This is a genomic window from Pseudomonas sp. JZ134 (assembly GCF_051027695.1).
Taxonomy (GTDB): domain Bacteria; phylum Pseudomonadota; class Gammaproteobacteria; order Pseudomonadales; family Pseudomonadaceae; genus Chryseomonas; species Chryseomonas luteola.
This window is the reverse complement of the sequence record NZ_CP069252.1, coordinates 120,196-143,958: the sequence shown is the minus strand read 5'-3', so window position 1 is coordinate 143,958 and position 23,763 is coordinate 120,196. Positions and strand designations below refer to the sequence as shown.

The 23,763-nt window shown below is 50.5% G+C and carries 18 protein-coding genes; 7 read left to right on the top strand and 11 right to left on the bottom strand.

Annotated features, from left to right (window positions below; all coding sequences use genetic code 11):
- Window positions 1–398: 398 nt before the first annotated feature.
- Window positions 399–1,313 carry an SdiA-regulated domain-containing protein gene (locus JQR86_RS23790; RefSeq protein ID WP_434155492.1) on the top strand — a complete coding sequence of 305 codons (915 nt, stop codon included), beginning with the start codon at window positions 399–401 and terminating at the stop codon, window positions 1,311–1,313.
- 691 nt (window positions 1,314–2,004) lie between these two features.
- Here JQR86_RS23790 and JQR86_RS23785 read toward each other — a convergent pair.
- The 8 genes from JQR86_RS23785 to JQR86_RS23750 form a co-directional block, all read right to left on the bottom strand.
- A complete protein-coding gene (locus JQR86_RS23785) occupies window positions 2,005–3,015 on the bottom strand; it encodes a GlxA family transcriptional regulator (protein WP_434155491.1) in 1,011 nt (336 codons plus the stop codon).
- A 371-nt stretch (window positions 3,016–3,386) separates the two neighbouring features.
- Window positions 3,387–4,877, bottom strand: a complete 1,491-nt coding sequence (locus JQR86_RS23780) for an aldehyde dehydrogenase (RefSeq protein WP_434155490.1) — start codon at window positions 4,875–4,877, stop codon at window positions 3,387–3,389.
- A complete protein-coding gene (locus tag JQR86_RS23775) occupies window positions 4,877–5,782 on the bottom strand; it encodes a dihydrodipicolinate synthase family protein (protein ID WP_434155489.1) in 906 nt (301 codons plus the stop codon). Before JQR86_RS23775 ends, JQR86_RS23780 begins: the two co-directional genes overlap by 1 nt.
- A 119-nt stretch (window positions 5,783–5,901) precedes the next feature.
- Window positions 5,902–7,218 (bottom strand): NAD(P)/FAD-dependent oxidoreductase, encoded by a 1,317-nt coding sequence (locus JQR86_RS23770; protein WP_434155488.1) that lies wholly within the window; start codon window positions 7,216–7,218, stop codon window positions 5,902–5,904.
- Window positions 7,219–7,326: 108 nt separating this feature from the next.
- Complete coding sequence (locus tag JQR86_RS23765) at window positions 7,327–8,409, bottom strand: GlxA family transcriptional regulator (protein ID WP_434155486.1); 1,083 nt, start codon at window positions 8,407–8,409, stop codon at window positions 7,327–7,329.
- A 41-nt stretch (window positions 8,410–8,450) separates the two neighbouring features.
- Window positions 8,451–9,416 (bottom strand): glycine betaine/L-proline ABC transporter substrate-binding protein ProX, encoded by a 966-nt coding sequence (gene proX / locus JQR86_RS23760; protein WP_434155740.1) that lies wholly within the window; start codon window positions 9,414–9,416, stop codon window positions 8,451–8,453.
- A 101-nt stretch (window positions 9,417–9,517) separates the two neighbouring features.
- Entirely contained in the window at window positions 9,518–10,471 is a 954-nt protein-coding gene (gene proW / locus JQR86_RS23755; RefSeq protein WP_434155485.1) for a glycine betaine/L-proline ABC transporter permease ProW, read from the bottom strand.
- 56 nt (window positions 10,472–10,527) lie between these two features.
- A complete protein-coding gene (locus JQR86_RS23750) occupies window positions 10,528–11,562 on the bottom strand; it encodes a quaternary amine ABC transporter ATP-binding protein (protein ID WP_434155483.1) in 1,035 nt (344 codons plus the stop codon).
- A 325-nt stretch (window positions 11,563–11,887) separates the two neighbouring features.
- Here JQR86_RS23750 and JQR86_RS23745 point away from each other — a divergent pair, with 325 nt between their 5' ends.
- The 6 genes from JQR86_RS23745 to JQR86_RS23720 all read left to right on the top strand — a co-directional run bounded on the left by JQR86_RS23745 (window position 11,888) and on the right by JQR86_RS23720 (window position 20,367).
- A complete protein-coding gene (locus JQR86_RS23745) occupies window positions 11,888–12,847 on the top strand; it encodes a LysR family transcriptional regulator (RefSeq protein WP_434155732.1) in 960 nt (319 codons plus the stop codon).
- 117 nt (window positions 12,848–12,964) lie between these two features.
- Window positions 12,965–14,317, top strand: coding sequence for an MmgE/PrpD family protein (locus tag JQR86_RS23740; protein ID WP_434155731.1), 1,353 nt, complete (start codon window positions 12,965–12,967; stop codon window positions 14,315–14,317).
- 266 nt (window positions 14,318–14,583) lie between these two features.
- A complete protein-coding gene (locus JQR86_RS23735) occupies window positions 14,584–15,819 on the top strand; it encodes an aromatic ring-hydroxylating oxygenase subunit alpha (protein WP_434155729.1) in 1,236 nt (411 codons plus the stop codon).
- 660 nt (window positions 15,820–16,479) lie between these two features.
- Window positions 16,480–17,223, top strand: coding sequence for a gluconate 2-dehydrogenase subunit 3 family protein (locus JQR86_RS23730; RefSeq protein WP_434155728.1), 744 nt, complete (start codon window positions 16,480–16,482; stop codon window positions 17,221–17,223).
- A 3-nt stretch (window positions 17,224–17,226) separates the two neighbouring features.
- Complete coding sequence (locus JQR86_RS23725) at window positions 17,227–19,014, top strand: GMC family oxidoreductase (protein ID WP_434136677.1); 1,788 nt, start codon at window positions 17,227–17,229, stop codon at window positions 19,012–19,014.
- A gap of 12 nt (window positions 19,015–19,026) precedes the next feature.
- Window positions 19,027–20,367, top strand: a complete 1,341-nt coding sequence (locus JQR86_RS23720) for a c-type cytochrome (RefSeq protein WP_434155727.1) — start codon at window positions 19,027–19,029, stop codon at window positions 20,365–20,367.
- A 94-nt stretch (window positions 20,368–20,461) separates the two neighbouring features.
- Here JQR86_RS23720 and JQR86_RS23715 read toward each other — a convergent pair whose 3' ends face one another.
- The 3 genes from JQR86_RS23715 to JQR86_RS23705 form a co-directional block, all read right to left on the bottom strand.
- Window positions 20,462–21,325, bottom strand: coding sequence for a sugar phosphate isomerase/epimerase family protein (locus JQR86_RS23715; protein WP_434155726.1), 864 nt, complete (start codon window positions 21,323–21,325; stop codon window positions 20,462–20,464).
- A gap of 81 nt (window positions 21,326–21,406) precedes the next feature.
- Window positions 21,407–22,648, bottom strand: a complete 1,242-nt coding sequence (locus JQR86_RS23710) for a nucleoside permease (RefSeq protein WP_434155725.1) — start codon at window positions 22,646–22,648, stop codon at window positions 21,407–21,409.
- Window positions 22,649–22,688: 40 nt separating this feature from the next.
- Window positions 22,689–23,762 carry a sugar phosphate isomerase/epimerase family protein gene (locus JQR86_RS23705; RefSeq protein ID WP_434155723.1) on the bottom strand — a complete coding sequence of 358 codons (1,074 nt, stop codon included), beginning with the start codon at window positions 23,760–23,762 and terminating at the stop codon, window positions 22,689–22,691.
- Window position 23,763 lies beyond the last annotated feature (1 nt).

Genomic DNA, 23,763 nt, shown 5'->3' with positions numbered 1-23,763 from the left:
AATATTTCTTAGACAAGCTGGCTAACGCGTCTTGCACTCGACGTAGCGTGAGAGCGCGGTTGAGCAGATAGGCATAGCATACTCTAAATTTAACATAATGAAGATTATGCGTAGTAGATCTTGAGCCTTCGACAGGATCTAATGCTGCTATCTTATTTCCGATTAAGATGTTAATCGGAAATCGACTCTAGCTTGTAAAAATTGTTCCTATTCTTGGTTAGCTACTGCAAGCGAGCTAATGAGTTTCATGGATCAGCAGTTTCAGTAGTGAGCGTAACTTAGGTACTGGCCTGTGCTTATTCTCACTAGCCATAACCCCAGCCTATTTCCATTCTGTCATCTTATGTTCATCATTGAGCAGTTATTATGGAGGTTTTTGAAGGGAGCATTCACTCGTAATGAGTAATTTTAAAGCCAGGATGGCTGGCGCAGCTATCCTGCTACTGATCGCTATACCAATTGTTATAGCTATTCAACATCGTTTTTTTGAACAGGGATGGTTTAGATATCAGCAGCGTCTCGACTTAGGTCAAGACAGTGGCACTCTTTGGTTACCTGATTACCATACTGTAATTGACGCATTGTCCATTCCAAATGAAACAAATATGTCAGGGCTCACCTTTGATTCAAGCAGACGAATACTCGTAAGCCTAACAAATAAGGATTCTCGATTAATTGAAATGACACTGGATGGAAAGGTCCTGCGTTCCCTACCGATGAAGGGCTTTGGTGATCCTGAAGCTATTGAATATATAAGACCAGGCGTATATATCATTGTAGAGGAAGGAATATATCGACTGACTGAGATTCACCTTGACAATGATACTCAAGTCGTCGGCAGGCTAGATCCATTGAATACGCGGCAACTTACTCTAAGTGACGCGGACACAAATAATAAAGGCTTTGAGGGGCTTGCCTACGACCGAAGGGAAAAGCGCCTTTTTATAGCCAAGGAAAAATTTCCTGCTCAGATCATTTCGGTAGATGGTTTCTATAATCTACGCAGCTCAGAAAAATTTAATCTAACCGTACATACGGATATGGCAAGGGATAGAAATCTGCCGGTTACAGACCTATCTAGTTTATATTACGACTACAGTACAGGCCATTTACTAGCTCTTTCTGACGAATCAGAAATGATTATAGAACTAAACGCAAAGGGGGAGCCTGTAAGCTCTTTTACGCTTCGGTCGGGTAATCAGGGACTCAGCTCTACTGTACCTCAGGCAGAAGGACTTACCATGGACGATGAGGCGAACCTGTACGTGATTAGTGAACCCAATTTACTCTATAAGTTTTCAAAGAAAAATTAAAATTAATGTTCTCCCGCTATGAAGCCTACTCTAGCGGGACATTTAAAGGCCGTTTTGCCTAGTATAGTGCCCATGTGTTGCTAATGATCTAAGTATTCAAAACCTAATGCGATGAGACCAAGCCGTCCTGCTGTTGGCTCCTGACCAACCCACTAGCCCGCACCAACCATAGTGCTTTGATACAACCTCGCTATTTGCTGCGTTGGATATTGACAATAGCAAAGTAAACAGACGTCCCAAGGATCGTCATCGTAGCGCTGAGCTGCTTGATTTCTTGTAAGGTGTTGATGAGAGTATCTCGACTGATCATCGACAATTATGCAGTACACAAGACCGAGCAGGTAAAGACATGGCTAGCCGCATGTCCTCGCTATAAGCTGAGCTTCGCCTCAACCTCGGCTTTCTCGCTAAACCTGATAGGGTGCTTCTTCGCTTGTTCAACCGTTGGGTAGAGCCGGTATTGGTAGACGCGTTCTAGTCCCTTACAAAACACAACACTTAATTTGAGATAAAAATGGACGATGAGTAGGAAGCGATAACAGGGCCACGTTTTGCACGCCCCACTATCCCTCCCTACTCATCGTGTGCGGGTTAACTCGCGCAAACTGATAAAGGCTACGCCGATTTTCCAGATCCATTTCTCACATGCCACCTGATGGTACGAACCTTCATCACTGGGATTTTGAGCAGACTAAAGCCCAGGTCTTTTTTCCATCGAAGGGCGGTGCCCAAAGTAAGCCAAGTAACACCTACTAAAATGGCTCGGGGATATAAAACCACACGCAAGCCCAACCTCCAGGACTGTAAGTTCAGAATGCTGAAGCAGGCGTCGTGCCTCGGTGATTCGCAGCTCCAAATAATAGCGCTGCGGCGTGGTACACAGTTGATTCTGGAATAGACGCTCAATCTGGCGGCGTGAAAGACCTACGTATTGAGCCAGTTGCGGTATACCCAGCGGCTCCTCAATATTAGCATCCATAAGATTCACAATTTCACGTAGCGGGGCCGTCATTTTTTCGTGTAGTGACGGCTTTGTGCGTTTATAGCGGGAGGCCTCGAATGCGAGGATATCGACAATACCATCAACTAATGGGCGTCCATATAATGTGTCGATCCATTGAAGCATCAAATAGAAAGCTCCGTTTGGACCTGCAGCGGTCAAGCGGTCTCTATCGACGGTAAAACTGTCAGTGGTAACGGTTGCGCTCTTTGCTACTTCGGTAAGAGCGCCTCGGTGTTCAGGATGAATAGTGCATCGATAATTATCTAGTAAATTGGCCCGCCCAAGAAACCAGGCACCGTTCCACAATCCAGCCAAAGCGATTCCCCGTCCCGCTGCAATCTGTAGCAGATCGATTAGGTCATTGCTAGCCTTGAGGCTAGTACGAAGCCCTCCACATAGAACAAGCAGGTCCAGTTCTTTTAGCGCACCATTAGTTAACTTGGCATCGGGCCGGATAACGAGCCCTAGGTCGCTAGTGACTTCCTCGCCTGTAAGAGTAAATGTCTTAGTGGCAAAGAGGCCTGCCTGTATCAGGTTAGCAGTAACCAACGTATCCAGCGCTTGGGTGAAGGCCGGTAATGAAAAATTGTCCAGCAGGAGAAAGCCTGCCAGCGCGTTATCCGCAGCCGTTTTATTCCACCCCAGATAGCGAAGGTTCTTGTCTTTTAGACGGCGACTAAACTCTCTTCTTTCTTCCACTTTTATCTCTTTACTAGTTATGCTTAGATCTATCTAGTCTTTGGCATAATCTCTGCTTCATTTGATAGTCTTGATTTTAAAAAAACTTATGGATTAGTATTAAAATTATAGAAGCTCTCTGAATACACAGATCAAAACGGCACCTGAAGTCAAATAGCGATATAATTAGAATGATGACCGAAGCAATGGAATTAATTTTTATATTCTTATAATTTTTCATGAAACCGTTTATTCAAAATTTCTGATCGCTTTGGCAATCCTTTATTTGTACTTATGGTTTGATTTACTCATACCAACACAGCTCTATAATAAATCTGACCCTTAAAGTTTGACCGCTGCGGTATGGGCAGCGGTCAGCACAATTTATGGTACTAAGATGCATCTATCCAGATTGTTTTTAGCTCAGTGTACTGATCATGAGCCCAGATCGACTTGTCGCGGCCTCCAAAACCTGACTCTTTATAGCCACCAAACGGCGTAGTAGCATCACCTTCGCCAAAGCAATTGACCGTAACGATACCGGCACGAATGCCACGCGATAGCTTCAGGGCTTTTTTTAAGCTCCCCGTGTAAACTGAAGCTGCTAAGCCATAGGCTGTATCGTTAGCAAGCGCCAACGCCTGCTCTAGGGTTTCGAAGGTCGTTACACATAGCACTGGTCCAAAGATTTCCTCTCGGAACAGGCGGCTTTGTGGCGTCACGCTATCAAAGACGGTCGGTTGAACAAAAACATCTTGCTCAGTCTTGCCTCCGATCAGTGCGCTAAGTTTTTCATCGGTGGCTTGGTCCAGATACGCGCGCACCTTTTCAAAGTGCTCCTTGCTAATCATTGCACCTAGGCGGTTTTCTGGATCCATCGGGTCTCCCATCTGCCAGTGGCGTAAGTGAGCGCGGATGCGTTCGAGCAAGGCATCTTTAATGCTGCTATGCACGATAAGCCGCGAAGAAGCCGAGCAGTTTTCGCCCATGTTCCAAAATGCGCCGTTGACTACATGCTGCGCAACCTCATCAATATCTTCAACATCATTCATTACCACTGCTGGATTTTTGCCACCGCATTCAAGCACGATACGTTTGAGGTTCGATTCACTGGAATATTTTAGAAACAGACGTCCGGTATCAGTGGAGCCGGTAAAACTTATCATGGCTACGTCAGGGTGACGCCCCAATGGCTCACCGGCTTCCTTGCCTCCTCCGGGTACTACATTAAACACGCCTGCTGGGATTCCTGCCTGAACAGCAAGCTCGGCCACGCGGAGCGTACTTAAGGTAGTTTCCTTGGCTGGCTTGACCACAATCGAGCAACCAGCAGCGAGCGAGGGGCCAATTTTCCACGCCAGCATCAATAGAGGAAAATTCCATGGCAACACCAGTCCCACCACGCCGATAGGTTCGCGTACCACCATTGTCATAGCACCAGAGCCCACAGGTGCAGTGGCATCGTAAACCTTGTCTATCAACTCAGCATGCCAACGCAAGGTATGGATAGTCTCTGGAACATCGACCGTTTGGCACTCCCGGATCGGCTTACCGCTATCCAAGCTTTCCAACACAGCCAGCTCATGAGCATTGTTTTCTAATAATTGTGCGAAGCGCTGCAGCACGCTCTTGCGTGCTGCAGGACTCAAGCCTTGCCAACGGCCATCGTTAAAAGCGACTTTGGCACTGGACACCGCGGCATTTACATCTTGCTCCCCACATGCGGCGATAAATGCTAATACCTCCCCTGTGGCAGGGTTGGTTGAGGCAAAGGTGTTACCGGATGCGGCAGCTACGAACTTGCCATCGATAAACGCTTGGGTACGGAACTCGAGTCTGGCTGCCAGTTCTGTGTAGGCCTGTTTTGTGAGTAACTCAGCCATTACCATGCTCCTCCAACAATGGACGATACGGTTTTACGCAAGGTTTCGATTACAACCCTGAGCGACTCTTTTTCGGCATCATTAAGGCCTTTAAGCGGTTGACGCACCCCTCCTGTGCGTAAGCCGTTAAGCTCACAGCCGTACTTGATCGACTGCACAAATTTTCCACCTTCGAGAAAATCCATCAGCGGAAGCATGGCGGTCATGATTTTCCGCCCTTTGTCAAAATCCTTTTCCAGTACACAAGTTTCATATAATGCTACATGCTCGGCTGGGATGAAATTAGAGCCAGCACATACCCAGCTGCGGGCACCCCAAGCGAAATACTCCAGGGCTTGGTCGTCCCAACCGCAAGAAATCTGAATGTCTGGGTGATATTGGGCGAGGCGATGAAGACTGTGCATGTCCCCAGAGCTCTCCTTAATGGCAATGACGTTCTTACAGCCGTCCAACGCAGCGTAAAAGGACTCTCCCATGGATACCCCCATGCGTGCCGGGTAGTTGTACAGCATGATTGGCAGGCTGGCCGCCTGATCCACCGTCAACACATGGGCGGCGATTTCTTGCTGCGTAGGCAGGGCGTAGGGCGGTGAGCCCACAAGAATGGCATTAGCCTTATGTCTCCGCGCTGCCTGAGCAAAAACAATCGAATCTTCTGTACGGATCGCGCCAGTACCAATCACTAGCGGCAGGCGGCCGTTGATCACGTCGCTGGCGCGAGCAATTAGTGCAAGGCGTTCCTCAGTCGTGTGGGCGTAATACTCACCAGTGGAACCACCGACCACGATGCCATGTACCCTAGAGTCGATCAGATACTCGAGGATGTCAGAGAAAGCAGCATGGTCAATCTCACCACTTGGCAAGAGCGGTGTGATAACAGGGGTAAAAATTCCGTCAAAATTCATGGTTCATTCTCCAGTGGTTCCTAACAAATAGGTGGGAAAGAGCTCCCCTTTCTTCCAACGACGCGGCTTGTTGCAGGTCTGATAAAAGGTTTTCGGAGCCAGGATGACGTCATCCGCTTTTAGCTCTCACGCCCAGCACGGTATTGCCCCCATAACAAATTGAAATTCACCCCTGCTGATAGAAATGGCTGAGGCGGATTGACGTTTGGGCCGGGTGATGCAAGCAGAAAGTCGATCAGTTCGTTGCGCTCACCATGGAGCCAATCGGCCAATAATTTTCCGGTGATCGTGCCCCGAGTCACTCCAAGACCATTACACCCCAGCGCACCGTAGACGTTTGGCGCTAGCTGTCCGAAAAAACCGCTGTGGTTGCGGGCCATTGCCAACGCGCCGCCCCAGGTATATTCGAACGTTACCTGCGGCAACATAGGGAATCGCAGGGCGAAAGAGGCCTTATGACGACGTACGAAGCGCTCCAAGTATTTCTGGTTGCTGCGTCCATCTGGGTTAAAGCTGAAGCTATTTCGGATTAGCAAGCGGTTATCGGGGGTACGGCGTACCGTAGTACCGAAGGGGTCCGCTGGAATGGCGCCCCAATGAGGCTTGCCTCCGAGCTGTATTTGCTCATCAAGAGAAAGCGGCCGAGTAATGCTGGCGTAGGTAAAGATTGGCAGCATACGACCTTTCAAAAAGCCAAAATGCATACCGAAGGAATTATTGGCCAATATCACATTAGCAGCATTGATACTGCCGCTTGAATGAATAAGCCGCGTATGACAGCCATATTCTACCTGGGTAATAGGTGTCCACTCGTACAGCGTCACATTATCCGGTAATGCCTCGGCTAAGCCTTTAACTAAAGCAGAAGGCTGGACAAGTATGGCGCCAGGAGTAAATAGAGCCTTTTTGTAAAAATGGGTGCCCAGATGCTGGGGTAGCTCGGCCTCATCGATCATTTCATAGGGCTGGTTGAGCTTGTCTAACCCGCGCCGGTAGGCATCAAGCACAGCCATGCCTCGAGGCTCTACGGCGGCCTGATATTTTCCGCTGGCCTCCATATGACAGTTAATGCCATGCGCCTTAACCAGTTGACGCAAGTAATCTTGGCCTGCCAGGTTGAGTTTCAGGGTAGTCTTAGCGGTTTCGATATCCCCAATATAGTCGTCGGCACCTATGTCGTGAGGTAAGTCGATGGCAAACCCCGCATTGCGACCTGATGGGCCCAGACCGACTTCTTGGGCCTCAACAAGAACGATCTCATCGTCAGGAAAGTTCAGCGCTAGCTGCCGAGCGGCTGCCAGCCCGGTAAAGCCGGCACCAATAATCGCCCAACGAGCGTCGCGGTGGCCACGGTGAGCAGGCTTTGGTGTTCGCGCGGGGCTCAGGTGGTACCAACCACAAGTGCTATCGTCAGCTGGCAAAAAATGTACTTTCATAATGCAAGACCATTAGTGATAAAAAGGCGCAGACGCTCCGTACCAGATCTAAATAGAAATGGCTGGCTGTACGATCAAAATTTGTAAAAGTAGAAAGACGCTGGCTGGCTAAGCAATTGACCAAGAGCGTCGTTGCGCGACCTGCATGCCGCCACCCTCATGGGCTTCGCGAAGCTCTAACGGAGGCAAGCCAAAAAATTCTTTGAACCGCCGGTAAAAATGTGGATAGCTCACGAAGCCCGTTGCCAGCGCAACGTCAGTTAATGGACGGTTGCTATACACAACTAGTTGTCGGGCGCGAGTGAGCCGAAGTTTTAGGTAATAGCGGCTGGGTGCAGCTTTCAAATAATGGGCGAAGCGCCGCTCTAACTGCCGACGGGATATCCTTACATGTCTGGCGATAACATCAAGATCCAGCGGCTCCTCAATATTTTCTTCCATAAGCGAGAGTGCAGTCGTTACGGATTTAGGCATACGCGCGCTATCAGTTGGATGAAAGCGAGCCTCAGGTGGTGACTGATGAGCTTCGGGCTGATATGGATGAAGGTTTGGCTGGTGAATTCGTAAGGTCGCCTCGGCAGTTGGTAGCGCGGGCTCTGCTGAAAATTGCTGCATCACTTTAATTAACAATGGCAGGGCCGCATCAGCTTGGGAGCACGTTCCCACACGGCCGGCTAAATGATGGCTAGCCAAGACCAGTTCAACATTTGGGTAGTACTCCTTTATAACTGCACTGCTGTCTGCGTGGCAGGCGCAGGGCACCCTGTCTAAAAGCCCTGCTTCGGCTAGATGAAAGGCGCCATTCCACAGGCCGCATATTACTGTCCGTGAGGCGTCAGCGCGCTTGAGTACACGACTGAGTAATGCATCTGCCACTAACCTAACCCTGTGACCCCCTACTACTATGATCACTTGATGGTTTAAGCGTTTTGCCTGAAGCCGCTCGCTAGCGACAGACATACCGATATCGCTCAGCACAGGTCCGCCCATAAGCGAGTAAACAGTAGCTTTATATAGGGTCTTGCGGGCTAGATCCGAGCCGGTACAAAGGGCGTCCATCGATGTGGAAAAAGATGTCATCGAAAAGTGTTCGAGCAGGATAAAGGCCACGCGTACTACTTGCGTCGCACTGTTATGTTGCGAGTCTGCTCTACCTTGGCGCTTTAATGCACCTTGTAATCCGTCACTCATATTGCGCCCGCCTGCCTATTAATCTTATCCGCTTATGCCGATCACTTTTGCGCCGCGGCCCTCGCGTTGCTTAGCCACTTGTTCCAGACCTCTTGATGGGTCCTGATCCACTCCTGCGCGTGGCGCTTAATGTCGCTCAGCGACTTTTCTCCTTTTTGCATGCGCATGTTTTGCTGGCTTTCGTCGCTAGTGCTGATCTCTAATTCCGCAAGGAACGTCCGTGCCGCAGGATTTTCCTCAGCAAAGTCCTTGTTTAAGACCGCTTTAACGGTATCAACAGGAGCCCCAAGATTTTTGCCTTGATAGATCGTATTAATGTCGTTCTTGCCGTCAGGCAGCGAAGTAAACGGCACCGTCAACCAAACCACATCGCGCCCTTCCACCAACACACCAGAAATCCACTGAGGCACCCAGGTGTAATAGAAAATTGGCGAGCCTTGTTGATAACGTGCCATGGTGTCAGCCATTAGGGCAAAGTATGAGCCGCGGTTGTTGGTGACAGTCTCTTCTAGGCCATAAGCTTTGATCTGATGCTCTACAATCAGCTCGCAACCCCAGCCCGGATTACAACCTGTCAGATCTGCCTTGCCGTCACCATTGCTGTCGAATAGCTTGGCGATTTCTGGCTTCTTAAAGTCAGATACACTTGTGATGTGGTAAGCGTCAGCTGTTTTTTTGTCGATCATGAAACCTTGCAGGACGCCTTCCATTACATCGCCAGCTTTGACCATTGTGTCATCGCCGCCTGCCTTGTCGTAAAACGCTGCGTGCAGTTTGTCCCACATGTGTACGGTAAAGTCTGCATCACCGTATGACAGGGCCAGGAAAAGTGCCGGGTAATCAGTTTCCTTTGGTGTTTTAACCTCATATCCCAATGCTTCTAGACCAGCAATGGCAACCTCTCCTCGGAAACGTTCTTCTGCAATCGTAGGGAAGATTGGTGTTACCGAAACGCCCTTACCGGGTTCATTATTGTCGGCAGCAATGGCTTGAGAGACCGCCATCATCCCCAATACGGCAACAGAAATACCGCCAAAGATCGCTTTCATGCATGTCAGAATATTCATGTATTACCTGCTAAAGGTCTGGTTTAGGTAGCGAGGCACATTCAATTGGCCATTGGCTGTACAACGTTCTTCTTTTTTTTCATACGCATCAGCAGGCCCACCGGGCCGGTTTCATACCAGTGTTGTCCTGTCGCCAAGTGTCCGCTGCGCTCACCTAAGGCTTGGGTAAAGCGGTCGAGAAAGACTGCGAGTAGCACCAGGCCTACGCCACCCACACTGGCCAACCCCATATCTAGACGGCCGATACCGCTCAGTACCATCAGCCCCAGCCCCCCCACAGAAATCATTGATGCCACCACGACCATTGATAAGGCCAGCATCAATGTCTGATTCAGCCCGGCCATAATGGTCGGTGCCGCCAGCGGAAGTTGTACTTTGATCAACATCTGTCGAGGGGTACAGCCAAAGGCCCTTGCGGCTTCGACCTTGTCCTGTGGCACCTGACGAATACCTAGATTGGTAAGGCGCACTAGCGGCGAGACAGAAAAGATAATGGTTACAATTACACCGGGCACATTACCGATACCAAAGAGCATCACCACTGGCACCAGGTATACGAATGCCGGTAAGGTTTGCATGGCATCTAGAACCGGACGGATAAACATTTCTAGACGATCGCTGCGGGCACACAAAATACCCATCGGAATACCGATCACTGCACAGAACAGGAGTGATGTCAGCACGAGTGCCAAAGTAACCATGGCATCGTTCCACACCCCAATCAGGCCTAAGGCCGTAAGTGTAGCTACCGAAAATGTCGCAATTCTTCGTCCACCCAACTGCCAACTGATCAAGCCTAGGATGATAATGAATACTGTTGGCGGTACGGATAACAACGCGCTTTGTACGCTATCTAATACCTGGTCTACCGGCCAGCGTATAGAGCGAAATACTTCTCTAAAATTACTTACTAAATATCGAAGCGTAACTTCGACCCAGTGCCCTAATGGAACATTAATACTTTTGAAAGGATCGAGAAGATTGAAATCAGACATGAGTTACCCCTCACCGTCAATCGCAGCGTATGAACGTCTATAATAAAATCAGGGAATTAGCCCCTGCCGAGACAGCTCAAAAGATGACCTTGGGAAATAGAGCCCTTGTATGTACCTACGGCATCGACTACGGGAACGGGCGCGCTAGCACAAGCCACAATCTGGAAGATTTCCTTCAGCGGGGCATCCGCCTTTAAGGGAGTCTGCCGACCCGGTTCGTACATAATCGACTTGTCTAGCTGGGCAATGTCGCCAGCCTTCAGAATGCGGCTTGTATCAAAGCCGTTGAAAAACGCCCGAACATATTCATTAATTGGGTTGCACAGCAGTTCACGAGGGGTGCCAATCTGCACTACGCGGCCACCTTCCATAATTGCAATGCGATGACCGATGCGAACGGCTTCATCAATATCATGCGATATGAAAATAATCGTACGATTCTGCTCAGCCTGTAGCTTGATTAGCTCGCCTTGCATTTCGCTTCGGATCATCGGGTCTAGCGCAGAAAATGCTTCGTCCATTAGCAAAATTGCCGGGTCGTTCGCTAGTGCACGAGCCAGACCTACACGCTGTTGCATGCCGCCTGAAAGTTGATGTGGGAAACAATACTCCTGTCCACCCAGGCCTACCTGACGCAGGGCATCAATGGCTCGCCCGTTACGCTCGTCTAGCGTCACGCCCCCAATGGCTAAGCCAAAAGCAACATTATCCAGCACATTCATGTGCGGCATTAATGCGAATGACTGAAACACCATGCTCATGTCCTTGCGACGGACCTGCAAAAGATCCTTGTCGCCCAGGCCAGTTATTTCTTTGCCATTGAGAAAGATTGAGCCAGCGGTGGGCTCAATCAGCCGATTGAATAAGCGCACCATAGTGGACTTGCCTGATCCGGAAAGTCCCATGATTACGAAGATTTCCCCACGCTGGACGCAGAAGTTGGCATTGAACACGCCAATAACTTGACCTGTCTTTTCAAAGACCTCCGCCTTGGACGCTCCTTCTTGAACCATTTTCATAGCCACGTCAGAGTCAGAGCCGAAAACTTTGTAGACATTTCTAACTGAAATGATCTCGTCGCTGCGAGTCATAGCGTGCCTCCATCGTGTTCACAGCTAGTGCCATTAAGCACTGGTTGAACCCAAATAGTATTTTTTGAATGGCAGAAGCAATGAATCGCATTTTTCACGACGAATTTCCTTTTGTTATTGTTTGCCCCCGGAATAGGGCTTTCCTCAAATCTATTACCCAACCGGTCGCAAATCCAGCAACATTTCCATCGTCAATTTGATAACCTGAAGTTATGAGTTCGTGCTCAGGCAGATACAAGCCGCAGCTTGACATACCTCATTGAAGGCTTCCGTTTACGCTGGTGTGGCCTACCAACCTTAAGCCTTGCAGCAAGGTATAATAAGAATGTCGAAGCACGTCGATCCTGATGCTCTGTTATTGAAGATGCCTTCCTTGAGGGCGGTCAAAGCCTTTGTTGCAGCCGCTAAATATCAAAGCTTTACGCGTGCGGCAGAAGCTACATGCGTCTCACAGGCGGCGATCAGTAGACAGATTCGAGAGCTAGAAAACCATCTGGGCGCAAAGCTGTTTAGTCGGGTGGGTCGTACTGTGGAGTTGACAGCCGCCGGAGCGCTGTTTTTTGACGCTGCCCAACTATCTTTTGTAAATATTGCCCAGGCTGCCGAGCGTATCCGTAGTAACCAAAAGGCCCGTAAGGTTCTTACTGTATGCTGTTCGCCAGCATTTTCGGCTCTGTGGCTATCCAACTACCTCCCGGAGTTTTTTTCACTGCATGGCGACATTGAGATAAATCTTATTACCACTCAGAATTTTCTAACTATGGAGCCCGGCATGCAGCCGGACGTTTTCATTACCAAGATTTCTCAAGTCCGGGAAGGCTATCGAACCTTTCCCATGTGTCACGACATTATCTACCCGGTATGCTCGCCCTACTTTCTTGAGCAACACCCAGAGATACGCACCTTGGAAGGCGTGCGGAACTCGGCTCTACTAAACTTAAGCCCCTATGGCCGTTCCCAGGTTGCCGAGCACGTCGACTGGGGCGTCTGGCTAGCTTTCCAGGGTGTTGATATCGATGACCGTCCTAAAAACAGTCCTCATCCATTCAATGCTAACGATTACAATCTTCTGATCAGTATGGTGCTGACTCACCAGGGTATCGCGTTGGGCTGGAATCATCTGGTGGCGCCACTGTTGGAAAAAGGTGTGCTGGTGCGACCGATTGCTGAACAAGTTGTGCTACGTAACAGCTGGCACTACCTAGCCTGCCGTGAGGGCCGCGATAACGACGACGCCCTTAAACGCTTTTGCAAGTGGGCTCTAGCAAAGTTTCCACGCCGCTAGGACAGGAGAAGTTTGGCTTACCCTAGGTTATTAAAAGACCGCCCAAAATGTTGCTAGTACAAATCCAGCGGCTGTTTCATTGTCATCCGACCCTGCGCCATCATAAGGAGCCTTCGGATGTCGTTTTATATGTTCTGCCGCGAATTTGATTTCGCTACAGTACCCACTCATACCCAAAACATTTTGAAAAAAAGCGTCTTGGATATTGTTGGAGTAATGGCTGGGGCGATATCAAGCGATACCAGCCAGACCCTCTATCGGTATGTACGAAAGCATTACCCTACAGGAGAGCTGACCAGTCGGTTGCTGTTCGATGGCCAGCGCGTCAATTTGTTAGGTGCCGGCTGGGCAGGCGGCTTTACTGCCGACAGCCTTGATGCTCATGAGGGTCACTTTACCTCTAAGGGTCACGCTGGCGCTACGGTGGTGCCGGCACTGTTAGCCCTTGCCGATGCGTTACACCGACAGGGTAAACCGATCAGTGGGCAGCGCTTGCTAAGTGCCATATGCCTGGGTTACGAGGTCTCCCTTAGAGCTGGAGTAGCCTTAATGGGTACCTCTCCTACCTACCATGCGTCGGGCGGTTTTTCCGCAATTGGCGTGGTGTGCGCCGGAGCGGTACTGCTTAATTTGGATGAACAGGCATTTCGCCATGCACTGGGCATAGCCGAGTATTTTAGTGCACGGTGCCCAATGATGCGCGTTGTGCAAAACCCGACTATGTTACGCGATGCCCATGGCAGTGGCGCTTATGTAGGATTAACCGCATTACTGATGGCGAGCGAAGGGGTCACCGGTGCGCCGGCCGAAACCCTAGAGGCCCCCGCTGCGGCTAGCTATTGGAACGACCTAGGTCAGCGCTGGGAAATAGACGTCCAATATTTCAAGCCCTGGCCAGTGTGTCGCTGGGCGCAACCAGCACTGACAGCCATGACACAGTTACAAAATGCGTATCCAACTATTAGTTCAGAGTCGGTCGAAACCATTCGCGTTGAAACATTTTATGAGTCAATGTGCCTGCAAGGTCACGTACCAACCAACGCCGACGAAGCCCAGTATGCGCTGGCCTTTCCACTCGCAGCGCTGATTGCTCGTGGAAAAGTAGGTCCTCACGAGGTTACTGGCGACGCGATCCATGCCCCCGACATCCTAGCTGTAAGTCAAAAGATTAAGATTGTAGAAGCCGCTGACATTTCAGCGCGCTTTCCTCAAGAAATCCTCTCGCGTCTAGTGGTTACCCTAAATGATGGGAGCGTGTTGACTACGCCTATAACTCCAGCCAAAGGTGATCCTGATATGCCAATGACCCTACAAGACATCGAAACGAAATTTGACTTGTTTGCGCAGCCCAACCTGGGAATCGGGCACAGCGATGAGGTGAAGAAGGCAGTGCTTGTGTTAGAGCAGGCCGCCGATGCAATCGAAGCCCTGGCGCCTCTATTCCGAGCTCCGGTGCGTATATTTAAATAATGACTCCATTGAGGAAGACTACGTAATCGATAACCTATACGCATCCTTTGCCCTCCTGAAATATTGTTTGTCCGTTTTGTCGAGAAAGCTTTACGCTTCTTGCTAGCACCCTGCACTGGAGGGTGTCTCCGGCCTGCCGCGAAGCCAGGTTGCTGCTTGGTTATAACTTGCGGCCCTGTTCGAAAGCCATGTTTTTTAAACAACCTCAGAAGCACAAGAAAAATAGATCTGGATTGGGCTCAAGGTTAGTATCCTGGAGGAAAGAAATGGATAGTAAAGAAACCGTCTTTAACCTGATTTCGCAACGCAAGCCACGCCACGCGCTTTCACGCGAGCTCTACAGTAGCACAGAGGTCTACCGCCAGGATCTGGAGCAGATCTGGCACAAGGACTGGATCTTTGCAGGTCATACGTTCGAAATCCCCAAAGCGGGCAACTTCTTTACTCTTCAGGTAGGCGACTACCCTGTGGCTGTAGTAATGGGCAAAGATGGTCAGGTACGTGCCTTTCATAACGCTTGCCGCCACCGCGGCGCTAAGGTGTGTGAGCAAGCTCAGGGCAAGGCTGCCAAACTGGTCTGCCCTTACCACAAGTGGACGTATGAGTTAGACGGGACCTTATTATTTGCCGGTAACATGGGTCAGAACTTTGACAAGGATCAATATCACCTGAAGCCAGTACATGTAGAGATCGCGCAAAGTTACATTTATGTTTGCGTTGCCGAGCGAGCACCGGATTTCGATGCCTTCCGCAATGCCGTTACGCCATTCCTTAAGCCGCATTTTCTTGACGATTGCAAAGTCGCATTTCAATCTGACCTGATTGAACGCGGCAACTGGAAACTGGTGTTCGAAAACAACCGCGAGTGCTATCACTGCGATGGCTCACACCCTGAATTACTTAATTCATTCGTCGAAAATCTGTCTGTTGCTGGCGTAGGCGGCGATGATGATCCACAGCTGGTCGAGCACTGGAGTCGCTGCGAGCGCGCTGGCATGCCAAGCCGATTAGTAATGGACATCAATGGCCGCTTCCGTATGACGCGTATCCCACTGTCTGCTGGCGCAGTCAGCTACACCATAGATGGTAAACCGGCCGTAGCAGGGCGGCTCGACAAGAGCGGTGAGCCGGACATCGGTGCGCTGTTATACTTCAATTATCCTTCAACATGGAATCACTTTTTAGGTGATCACGCCTTGAGCTTCCGCGTACTGCCAGTCGGTCCTAACGAGACGCTTGTTACTACTAAATGGTTAGTTCCAGCAAGCGCTGTCGAAGGGGTAGACTATGATTTGGACCGCTTAACCAAGGTCTGGCTGGCAACAAATGACCAAGATCGCCGGCTGGTCGAAGGTACCCAAGCTGGGGTAAATTCTCCGTCTTACGAGCCGGGACCATTTTCTGAAATAGCAGAAAATGGAGTATGTCAGTTTGACGATTGGTATTGTGCAACCATGCTTAACCGTCTCGGTGGATCAACTCAGCTAAAATCTGTCGGATGATTTGATATGTCTGTGGTGCCGTCCTAGCGCCCCACAGACATTTAATAAACCAGTTATTGCGTCCTTCCCTCCAGCCATTGGCTAGAAGAACCTTCAAAAAATTTTTTAGTTAGATCTTCGCATCTGTCCCTAAAGCTGGGATAGCTAAGGCCATCCAAAGATAGTATCAATTCGATTCCATCACCTCGCTAACGCCTCTGCATCCTTAAAAAGGACAATTTGCAGGCAAGCGCTGTGTTTAATGTTTGTACATTACCTAAAAATTGAGGCTAAGGCAGATGCGTTACGGCTAACTCCCCTTACGTGATTCACCGCTTAGCTGTCATGTTTCCAGTATCTGTATTAATGCGATTAAAACTATCCCCCGGCTTGTGAGGCTTAATGATTTTAAGACTGCTTATAAGTGAATGAGTGGTTTCAAGTGTGTTCGCAATGCGTCAAACAACGCCTTTACCTGTCTGACATCATACAGGCACTGCTTCAATACGATCATGAAACTATTGATAAATAACGACAAAATCCTCGCAAATCAGAAGATGTCTGACAAGAAAACAGCAACGACATATGTCAGAATGCCGCACCTTTGTAGTACTTTGTAATAAATATCAAGTTAGCCTGCTACCTATGAGCAGGCTACGCAGTATGCTCTAGGAGTAATTGATGTCTAGTGAAGACGCATCCAATGCGCGTCGGGACTTTTTACGTAAGTCCATTACCCTGATTCCGGTCGTAACCCTGGCTACCGCCGGCATCACCAGCCCTGTTCTTGCGCAAACGCCCGCACAGGAGAGCGAGGGGAATAAACCAGGCCAAAGTTCTGCCTCGGATGCCTATGAACCCAGCTTTTTTACCCAAGAGGAATGGGCCTTCCTGCAGGCAGCTGTTGCTCACCTGATACCGGCTGACGATCGAGGCCCAGGTGCTATCGAGGCTGGTGTTCCCGAATTCATCGATCGTCAGATGAATACGACTTACGGCAGTGGCGGGCTCTGGTACATGCAGGGCCCGTTCAAGACAGATGCCCCGCCAGAGCTTGGTTATCAGCTAAGGCTTTCACCGCAGCAGATCTATCGACTGGGCATTCAAGAGTCAGATCAGTGGAGCAAAAAGCGCTTTAACAAAGTGTTTGCAGAGCTGAACCCTGAGCAGCAGGACATCGTGCTCCACGAAATAGACGGTGGAAAGGCACAGTTTGAAGCCTTGCCGGCCAATACCTTTTTCTCCCTGCTCTGGAGCAATACCAAGGAAGGCTTTTTCTGCGATCCAATCCATGGCGGCAACAAGAACATGGTGGGCTGGAAGCTGATCAACTTCCCAGGTGCGCGCGCAGACTTCATGGATTGGGTGGAGCGTGATGAGCCCTACCCCTTTCCTCCCGTATCAATTCGTGGCGAGAGGGCATAACGCATGGCCAAGGTAATGAAAAAGACCGATGTGGTCATTGTAGGCTTTGGCTGGACAGGGGCCATCATGGCCAAGGAGCTTACCGAAGCTGGTCTGCAGGTCGTAGCGCTAGAGCGCGGCCCAATGCGCGATACCTATCCGGACGGGTCCTATCCGCAGGTAATCGACGAGCTCACCTACAATTCGCGAAAAAAGCTGTTTATGGATATCTCGAAGGAGACGGTCACGCTGCGCCACAGCGTTAATGACACGGCTGTCCCCTATCGTCAGTTCGGGGCATTCCTGCCGGGTACTGGCGTAGGTGGCGCCGGCCTGCACTGGTCTGGCGTACACTTCCGGGTTGATCCTGTCGAGCTGAAGCTGCGCAGCCATTACGAAGAACGTTATGGCAAAAAGTTTATTCCTGAGGGAATGACTATTCAGGACTTTGGCGTTACCTATGAGGAACTGGAACCGTACTTCGACTTTGCAGAAAAGGTTTTTGGCACCTCTGGAACAGCCTGGTCCATCAAGGGAGAAGTCGTCGGCAAGGGCAAGGGCGGCAACCCATATGCAGCAGATCGCTCAAATGACTTTCCCCTGCCCGCACAAAAAAATACTGTCTCAGCACAGCTGTTCCAGAAGGCTGCGCAGGACGTAGGCTACCACCCTTACAACCTGCCCTCGGCCAACACATCGGACTCCTATACCAATCCGTACGGCTGCCAGATGGGTCCATGTAATTTTTGCGGCTACTGTAGCGGCTATGCCTGTTACATGTATTCAAAGGCTTCACCTAACGTAAACGTGCTTCCGGCGCTGCGCCAGGAACCCAGGTTTGAGCTGCGTACTGAGGCCCATGTACTCCGCGTCAATCTTACCGATGACAAGAAGCTGGCCACTGGAGTGACTTATGTAGACGCCCAGGGCAACGAAGTGGAACAACCGGCAGACCTGGTTATCCTGGGCGCCTTCCAGTTTAACAATGTCCGCCTGATGCTGCTTTCCGGTATCGGCAAGCCATACGACCCAAAGACCGGTGAAGGTGTGGTTGGGCGTAATTTCGCCTACCAGAACGAGGCCAACGTAAAGGCATTCTTTGGCAAGGACCAGCATCATACAAATGTCTTTATCGGCGCAGGCGGTAACGGCGTTGCGGTAGACGACTTCAATGCAGACAACTTTGACCATGGTCCTGAAGGATTCGTGGGTGGCTCTCCCTTCTGGGTGAACCAGGCGGGTACCAAGCCAATCTCTGCTGCCGTTACTCCACCTGGCACGCCTAAATGGGGCAGCGGTTGGAAAGCAGCAACTGCCGACTACTACACCCATCACCTATCAATGAATGCACACGGCGCGCACCAGTCCTATCGTGACAATTACCTGGACCTTGATCCTAACTATAAGGATGCCTACGGACAGCCGCTTCTGCGCATGACGTTTGACTGGAAAGAAAACGACATCAAGATGATTCGTTTCATGGTAACCAAAATGCGCAAGATAGCCGAAGCCATGAACCCCAAGGCGATCTACGCGCATATGCGCGAGTTTGGTGACCATTTTGATGCCACCAGCTACCAGACAACCCACCTCAACGGTGGAGCGATCATGGGAACGGATCCCAAGACCAGTGCGCTTAACCGCTACCTGCAATGCTGGGATGTCCACAATGTGTTTGTACCCGGCGCTTCAGCCTTTCCCCAGGGGCTGGGCTACAACCCCACCGGGCTGGTAGCCGCCTTGACCTACTGGTCAGCCAAAGCCATTCGCGAGCAATACCTGAAGAACCCAGGCCCACTGGTACAGGCGTAAGGAAAAGTTACGATGAAAACCCTTTTCTCCGCTCTGGCGCTCAGCCTCGTGGCTACGTCTGCGTTTGCCCAGGATGCTAAAAGCGACTCGGCCCTGATCCAAAAAGGTGAATATTTATCCCGGGCCGGCGACTGTGTGGCCTGTCATACGGCAAAGGGTGGTAAGCCCTTTGCCGGCGGTCTGCCTATGGAAACTCCGATCGGTACGATCTATTCCACGAACATCACGCCAGACAAGGGTACCGGGATAGGCAATTACAGTTTTGAGGACTTTGACAAGGCTGTTCGCCACGGCATTGCAAAGTCCGGTGATACCCTGTATCCCGCTATGCCCTACCCGTCCTATGCTCGGGTGACCGAGGACGACATGCGCGCCCTGTACGCGTACTTTATGCATGGAGTTGAACCGGTCGCTCATGAAAACAAGAGCACTGACATACCATGGCCGTTATCCATGCGCTGGCCGCTGTCCATCTGGCGCAACCTGTTTGCTCCAGAAGTCTCTGACTTCAAGCCAGCACCAGATCAAGATCCCGTGATTGCTCGGGGGGCCTACCTAGTCGAAGGTCTTGGTCACTGTGGTGCGTGCCATACGCCGCGTGCGATAACCATGCAGGAAAAAGCCTTGTCACCATCTGATGGTAATGACTTCCTGGCAGGTAGCGCGCCTCTTGAAGGCTGGATCGCTAAAAACCTGCGCGGTGACCACAAGGATGGGCTTGGCAGTTGGGATGAAGATCAACTGGTCGAGTTTCTTAAAACGGGACGATCCAAAGACAGTGCTGTATTTGGTGGTATGACTGAAGTGGTTGAACACAGCCTGCAGCATATGAGTGACCAGGACCTGACGGCAATTGCCCGCTACCTGAAATCGCTCCCTGCCAAAGATCCAAACGACAAGCCATTCAAGCCTGACCGTCAGGTTGCTGAAGCCCTCTGGAAAGGTGATGACACTGCTCGTGGTGCCTCGGTATACGTTGATAACTGCGCGGCCTGTCACCGTACAGATGGCAAAGGCTATCAGCGGGCTTTTCCAGCACTGGCGGGCAATCCTGTTCTGCAGACAGACGACCCGACGTCATTGGTTCATATTGTACTCAATGGCGGAACACTGCCTGGCCTCAAGCATGCGCCGTCAACGATAGTAATGCCAGGATTTGACTGGCGCCTATCCGACAATCAGGTTGCAGACGTGGTGAGTTTTATTCGTACCAGCTGGGGCAATCAGGGGACGCCAGTCAATGCTGATCAAGTAGCCAAGCTGCGTAGCGATAATAACCGTACCACCTCCGGCGATGATATTGGCCAAGTCTCTGGCCAGAATGAAGCGGGGTCGACCTCCGTTCCTCGCTAAAAGGCAGCGACTGGAAGTCGTAAAAAGATTTCCAGTCGCTAACTTCTATTGCTAAAAAGGCAGCTATCTACAATGAGCCTTTTAGGTTGGCTTTCTAGTTTTGATGCCTGGCCTGCATGAGTTCGTTGAGCAAATTCTTACGGGATGTCGTTATGATACTTGCCGGGTCCTTGGGTAGGTCGTGTTCAACGATATACCACTGGGTCCGACTTCGAAGTGCTGCCGGAATAATCTGATTCCAGGAAAGAAGCCCTTCGTCGACCGGGGCAAAGTTCATTTCATCATTTCGCACACCGATCCCCGCATTATCCTTGGCATGAATCGCAAAAATTCGCTGAGTGTATTTGTTCAATAGGCGTACTGGGTCCTGCCCACCCCGGGAAACCCATGCTACGTCCAGTTCAAGGTAAAGATTATCTGGCCGAGTAGCGTCTACCATCCATTCCAACGCCGTCCGGCTACCGTATTTCTTCATCTCAAAATCGTGGTTGTGGTATGCCAGACGCATTCCCTCCTTTCGTAATCGACTGCCGATTCTATCAAGCTCCTGACCAAGGGTTCTCCAACCGTCCCTGTCGGTGGGTCGATCTTCTGGGGCAAGATAAGGCATGACAAGCATGCGATTACCGATAGCTTTATTAAAACTTATTGTTTCCTCCAGGCGGTTTCGTAACGCTTCAAACTGTTCATGAGAAGAAGTCACCGACAGGTTGTACCGAGCAAGCAGGCGCCTGAGTTCAGCGGCGGAAACGCCTTGGTTACCAACAACTTCTACCGCTTCAAATCCTGTGCGTCTCGCTAATGCAAATTGTTCTTCAAGTGTTCCTGCATTGCGCAGGGTATACATCTGCAAGGCAACAGGATCAGACAATGACTGTATGTTCTGCGCTGATGCTGAGAGGGTAACGCCTGCTGAAACTGTAATGATTGCAAGGAGAGAACGAAAGTATCCGGTCATAGGTTTTTTTACTCTTGTTTTGTAATAGTGGATATCTGCACAACACAGCCCAGGATTTGGCTTAGCAACCCTGGCCAGAGGTCAACTCGCTTTGCTTAATACAGGTAGTTGCCTTACCTGAGCATCACGAAACGCAAACAGGAATGCGAACAGCACGCCCAATGAAAACAACGCGGGGAATAGCCAGATGCTTTTCCAATCGTGTGCATCAGCCTGTGAAAAATGATCAGAGACTTGGCCTGCGACCCAGAAGCCAATCAGCATTCCAACACCGTAGGTCGCGAGGGTGATTAACCCTTGTGCCGAGCTTTTGAACTGCTCACCGGCCTTGGCATCGGTATAGATTTGACCAGAGACAAAGAAAAAGTCATAGCACACGCCGTGTAAGGCGATGCCGACCAGAAGGAACATCACCAGCTCCGTACCATTTCCAAAAGCGAACAGGGTATAGCGCAGCGCCCAGGCAAGCATGCCAAGCAATAACGTTGTCTTGATGCCAAAACGCTGGATAAACACAGGCAAAAGGACCATGAACAGTACTTCAGAAACCTGGCCAAGAGTCATCTTGCCTGTTGGGTTGGCGACACCTATTTCAGCGAGAAATAGATTGGCATTCTGATAATAGAAGGCCAATGGGATACAGATAAGTACCGAGGCTACGAAGAAAATTGCAAAGCTGCGATCTTTCAATAGCTTCAGCGCATCGAGTCCCAGCCATTGAGTTATCCCGCCTTCCTGTGGGCGATGTGCCATTGGTGGTGTGGCTGGCAGGGTAAAACTGTAAAGCCCCAACACAAGTGCTGCTACGGCACACATAAGAAAGGTATTACGCAGCGCTCCGGCTGCAATTGCATCCCTGGCATCCCAGGCGAAAATAAAGCTGATGACCAGTCCCGCTACAATCCAGCCAATCGTGCCCCACACCCGTACCCGCGAGAACTGGCGAGCCGGATCACTCATCTGTCGAAACGCAACAGCGTTGACCAACGCCAGCGTTGGCATGTACGCAATCATGTAGCTCAGCACCAGAGGATAAAAGCTCTGGAAATCCTGGGCCTGATACAACAGGTACAACAGCACAGCCCCCACGAGATGCAAAAGGCCCAAGATGCGTTCGGCATTGAAATAACGATCTGCAATCAATCCAATCAGGAACGGAGCCAGGATGGCTCCCCAGGATTGGGTTGAGAAAGCCATCCCTATCTGCCCGCCGCTTGCCCCGAGCGTATTGCCCAGAAACGTACCTAGTGTGACGAACCAGCCCCCCCAGATAAAGAACTGGAGAAACATCATTACACTCAGCCGCATGTTTACAATACTCATGTCGTTATCCTTTTTGTTGTCACGAGGTGGCTGGGCTACGTCAATCCAACCCTAATATCCTTCGAGCATGGCCGGGATTACTGCCAACGCTGGCGAAGTCGTCGAATGACCGGGTTGCGCGTCTGATGAGATGCTGCTCAATAAAGGGGGCACCCTCTTCTGCACCCTGTAAGGCATCTTTCAGGCAACACTCCCACTCCAAGACGGCCCAGCCCTGATAACCGTACTGAGTCAGCTTGCTGAAAATGGATTTGAAGTCGATCTGCCCATCGCCCAAAGAGCGGAATCGGCCCGCGCGGTCGATCCAATGCTGATAGCCGCCGTAGACACCTGATCGAGCAGAGCCATAGTATTCGGCATCCTTGACGTGAAACATGCGAATCCGTTCGTGGTAATGGTCAATGAAGCCCAGATAGTCCATTTGCTGTAGCAGCATGTGACTGGGGTCATAGAGTATATGCGCGCGTGGATGATGTTTCACGGCCTCCAAAAAGCGCTCAAAGCTTGCTCCGTCATGAAGGTCTTCACCCGGATGCAATTCAAAGCACAGGTCAATTCCCTCCTCTTCAAAAGCATTCAGAATCGGTGTCCAGCGTCGTGCCAGCTCATTAAATCCTTGCTCCACTAACCCTTGAGGCCGCTGCGGCCATGGATAGAAAAAGGGCCATAATAGAGCGCCTGAAAAGGTGGCGTGGGCCTTAAGTCCAAGGCGCCGGCTTGCTTTTGCGGCCAGCTTGAGCTGTCTGATAGCCCACTCGGTACGTGCGGTCGGATGGCCTCTGAGTGGCTCAGGAGCAAAGTCGTCAAAAAGAGGATCAAATGAAGGATGGACCGCTACCAGTTGGCCTTGGAGATGAGTAGACAATTCGCTGATCTCGAGGCCAGCCTGAAGACAAATGTCTTTAATCTCATCGCAGTAATCCTGGCTTGTCGCAGCCTGCTCAAGATCAATAACCTGAGTGCCCAGGGTTGGTAGCTGTATACCCTTGTAACCAAGTCCTGCCGCCCAGTGCGCAATGTGTGGCAGCGTGTCGAATGGCGCTTCACTTGAAAGGAATTGCGCGAGAAAAATGCCTGGGCCTCGGATACTGCTCATAACGGAAGACGTATGCATT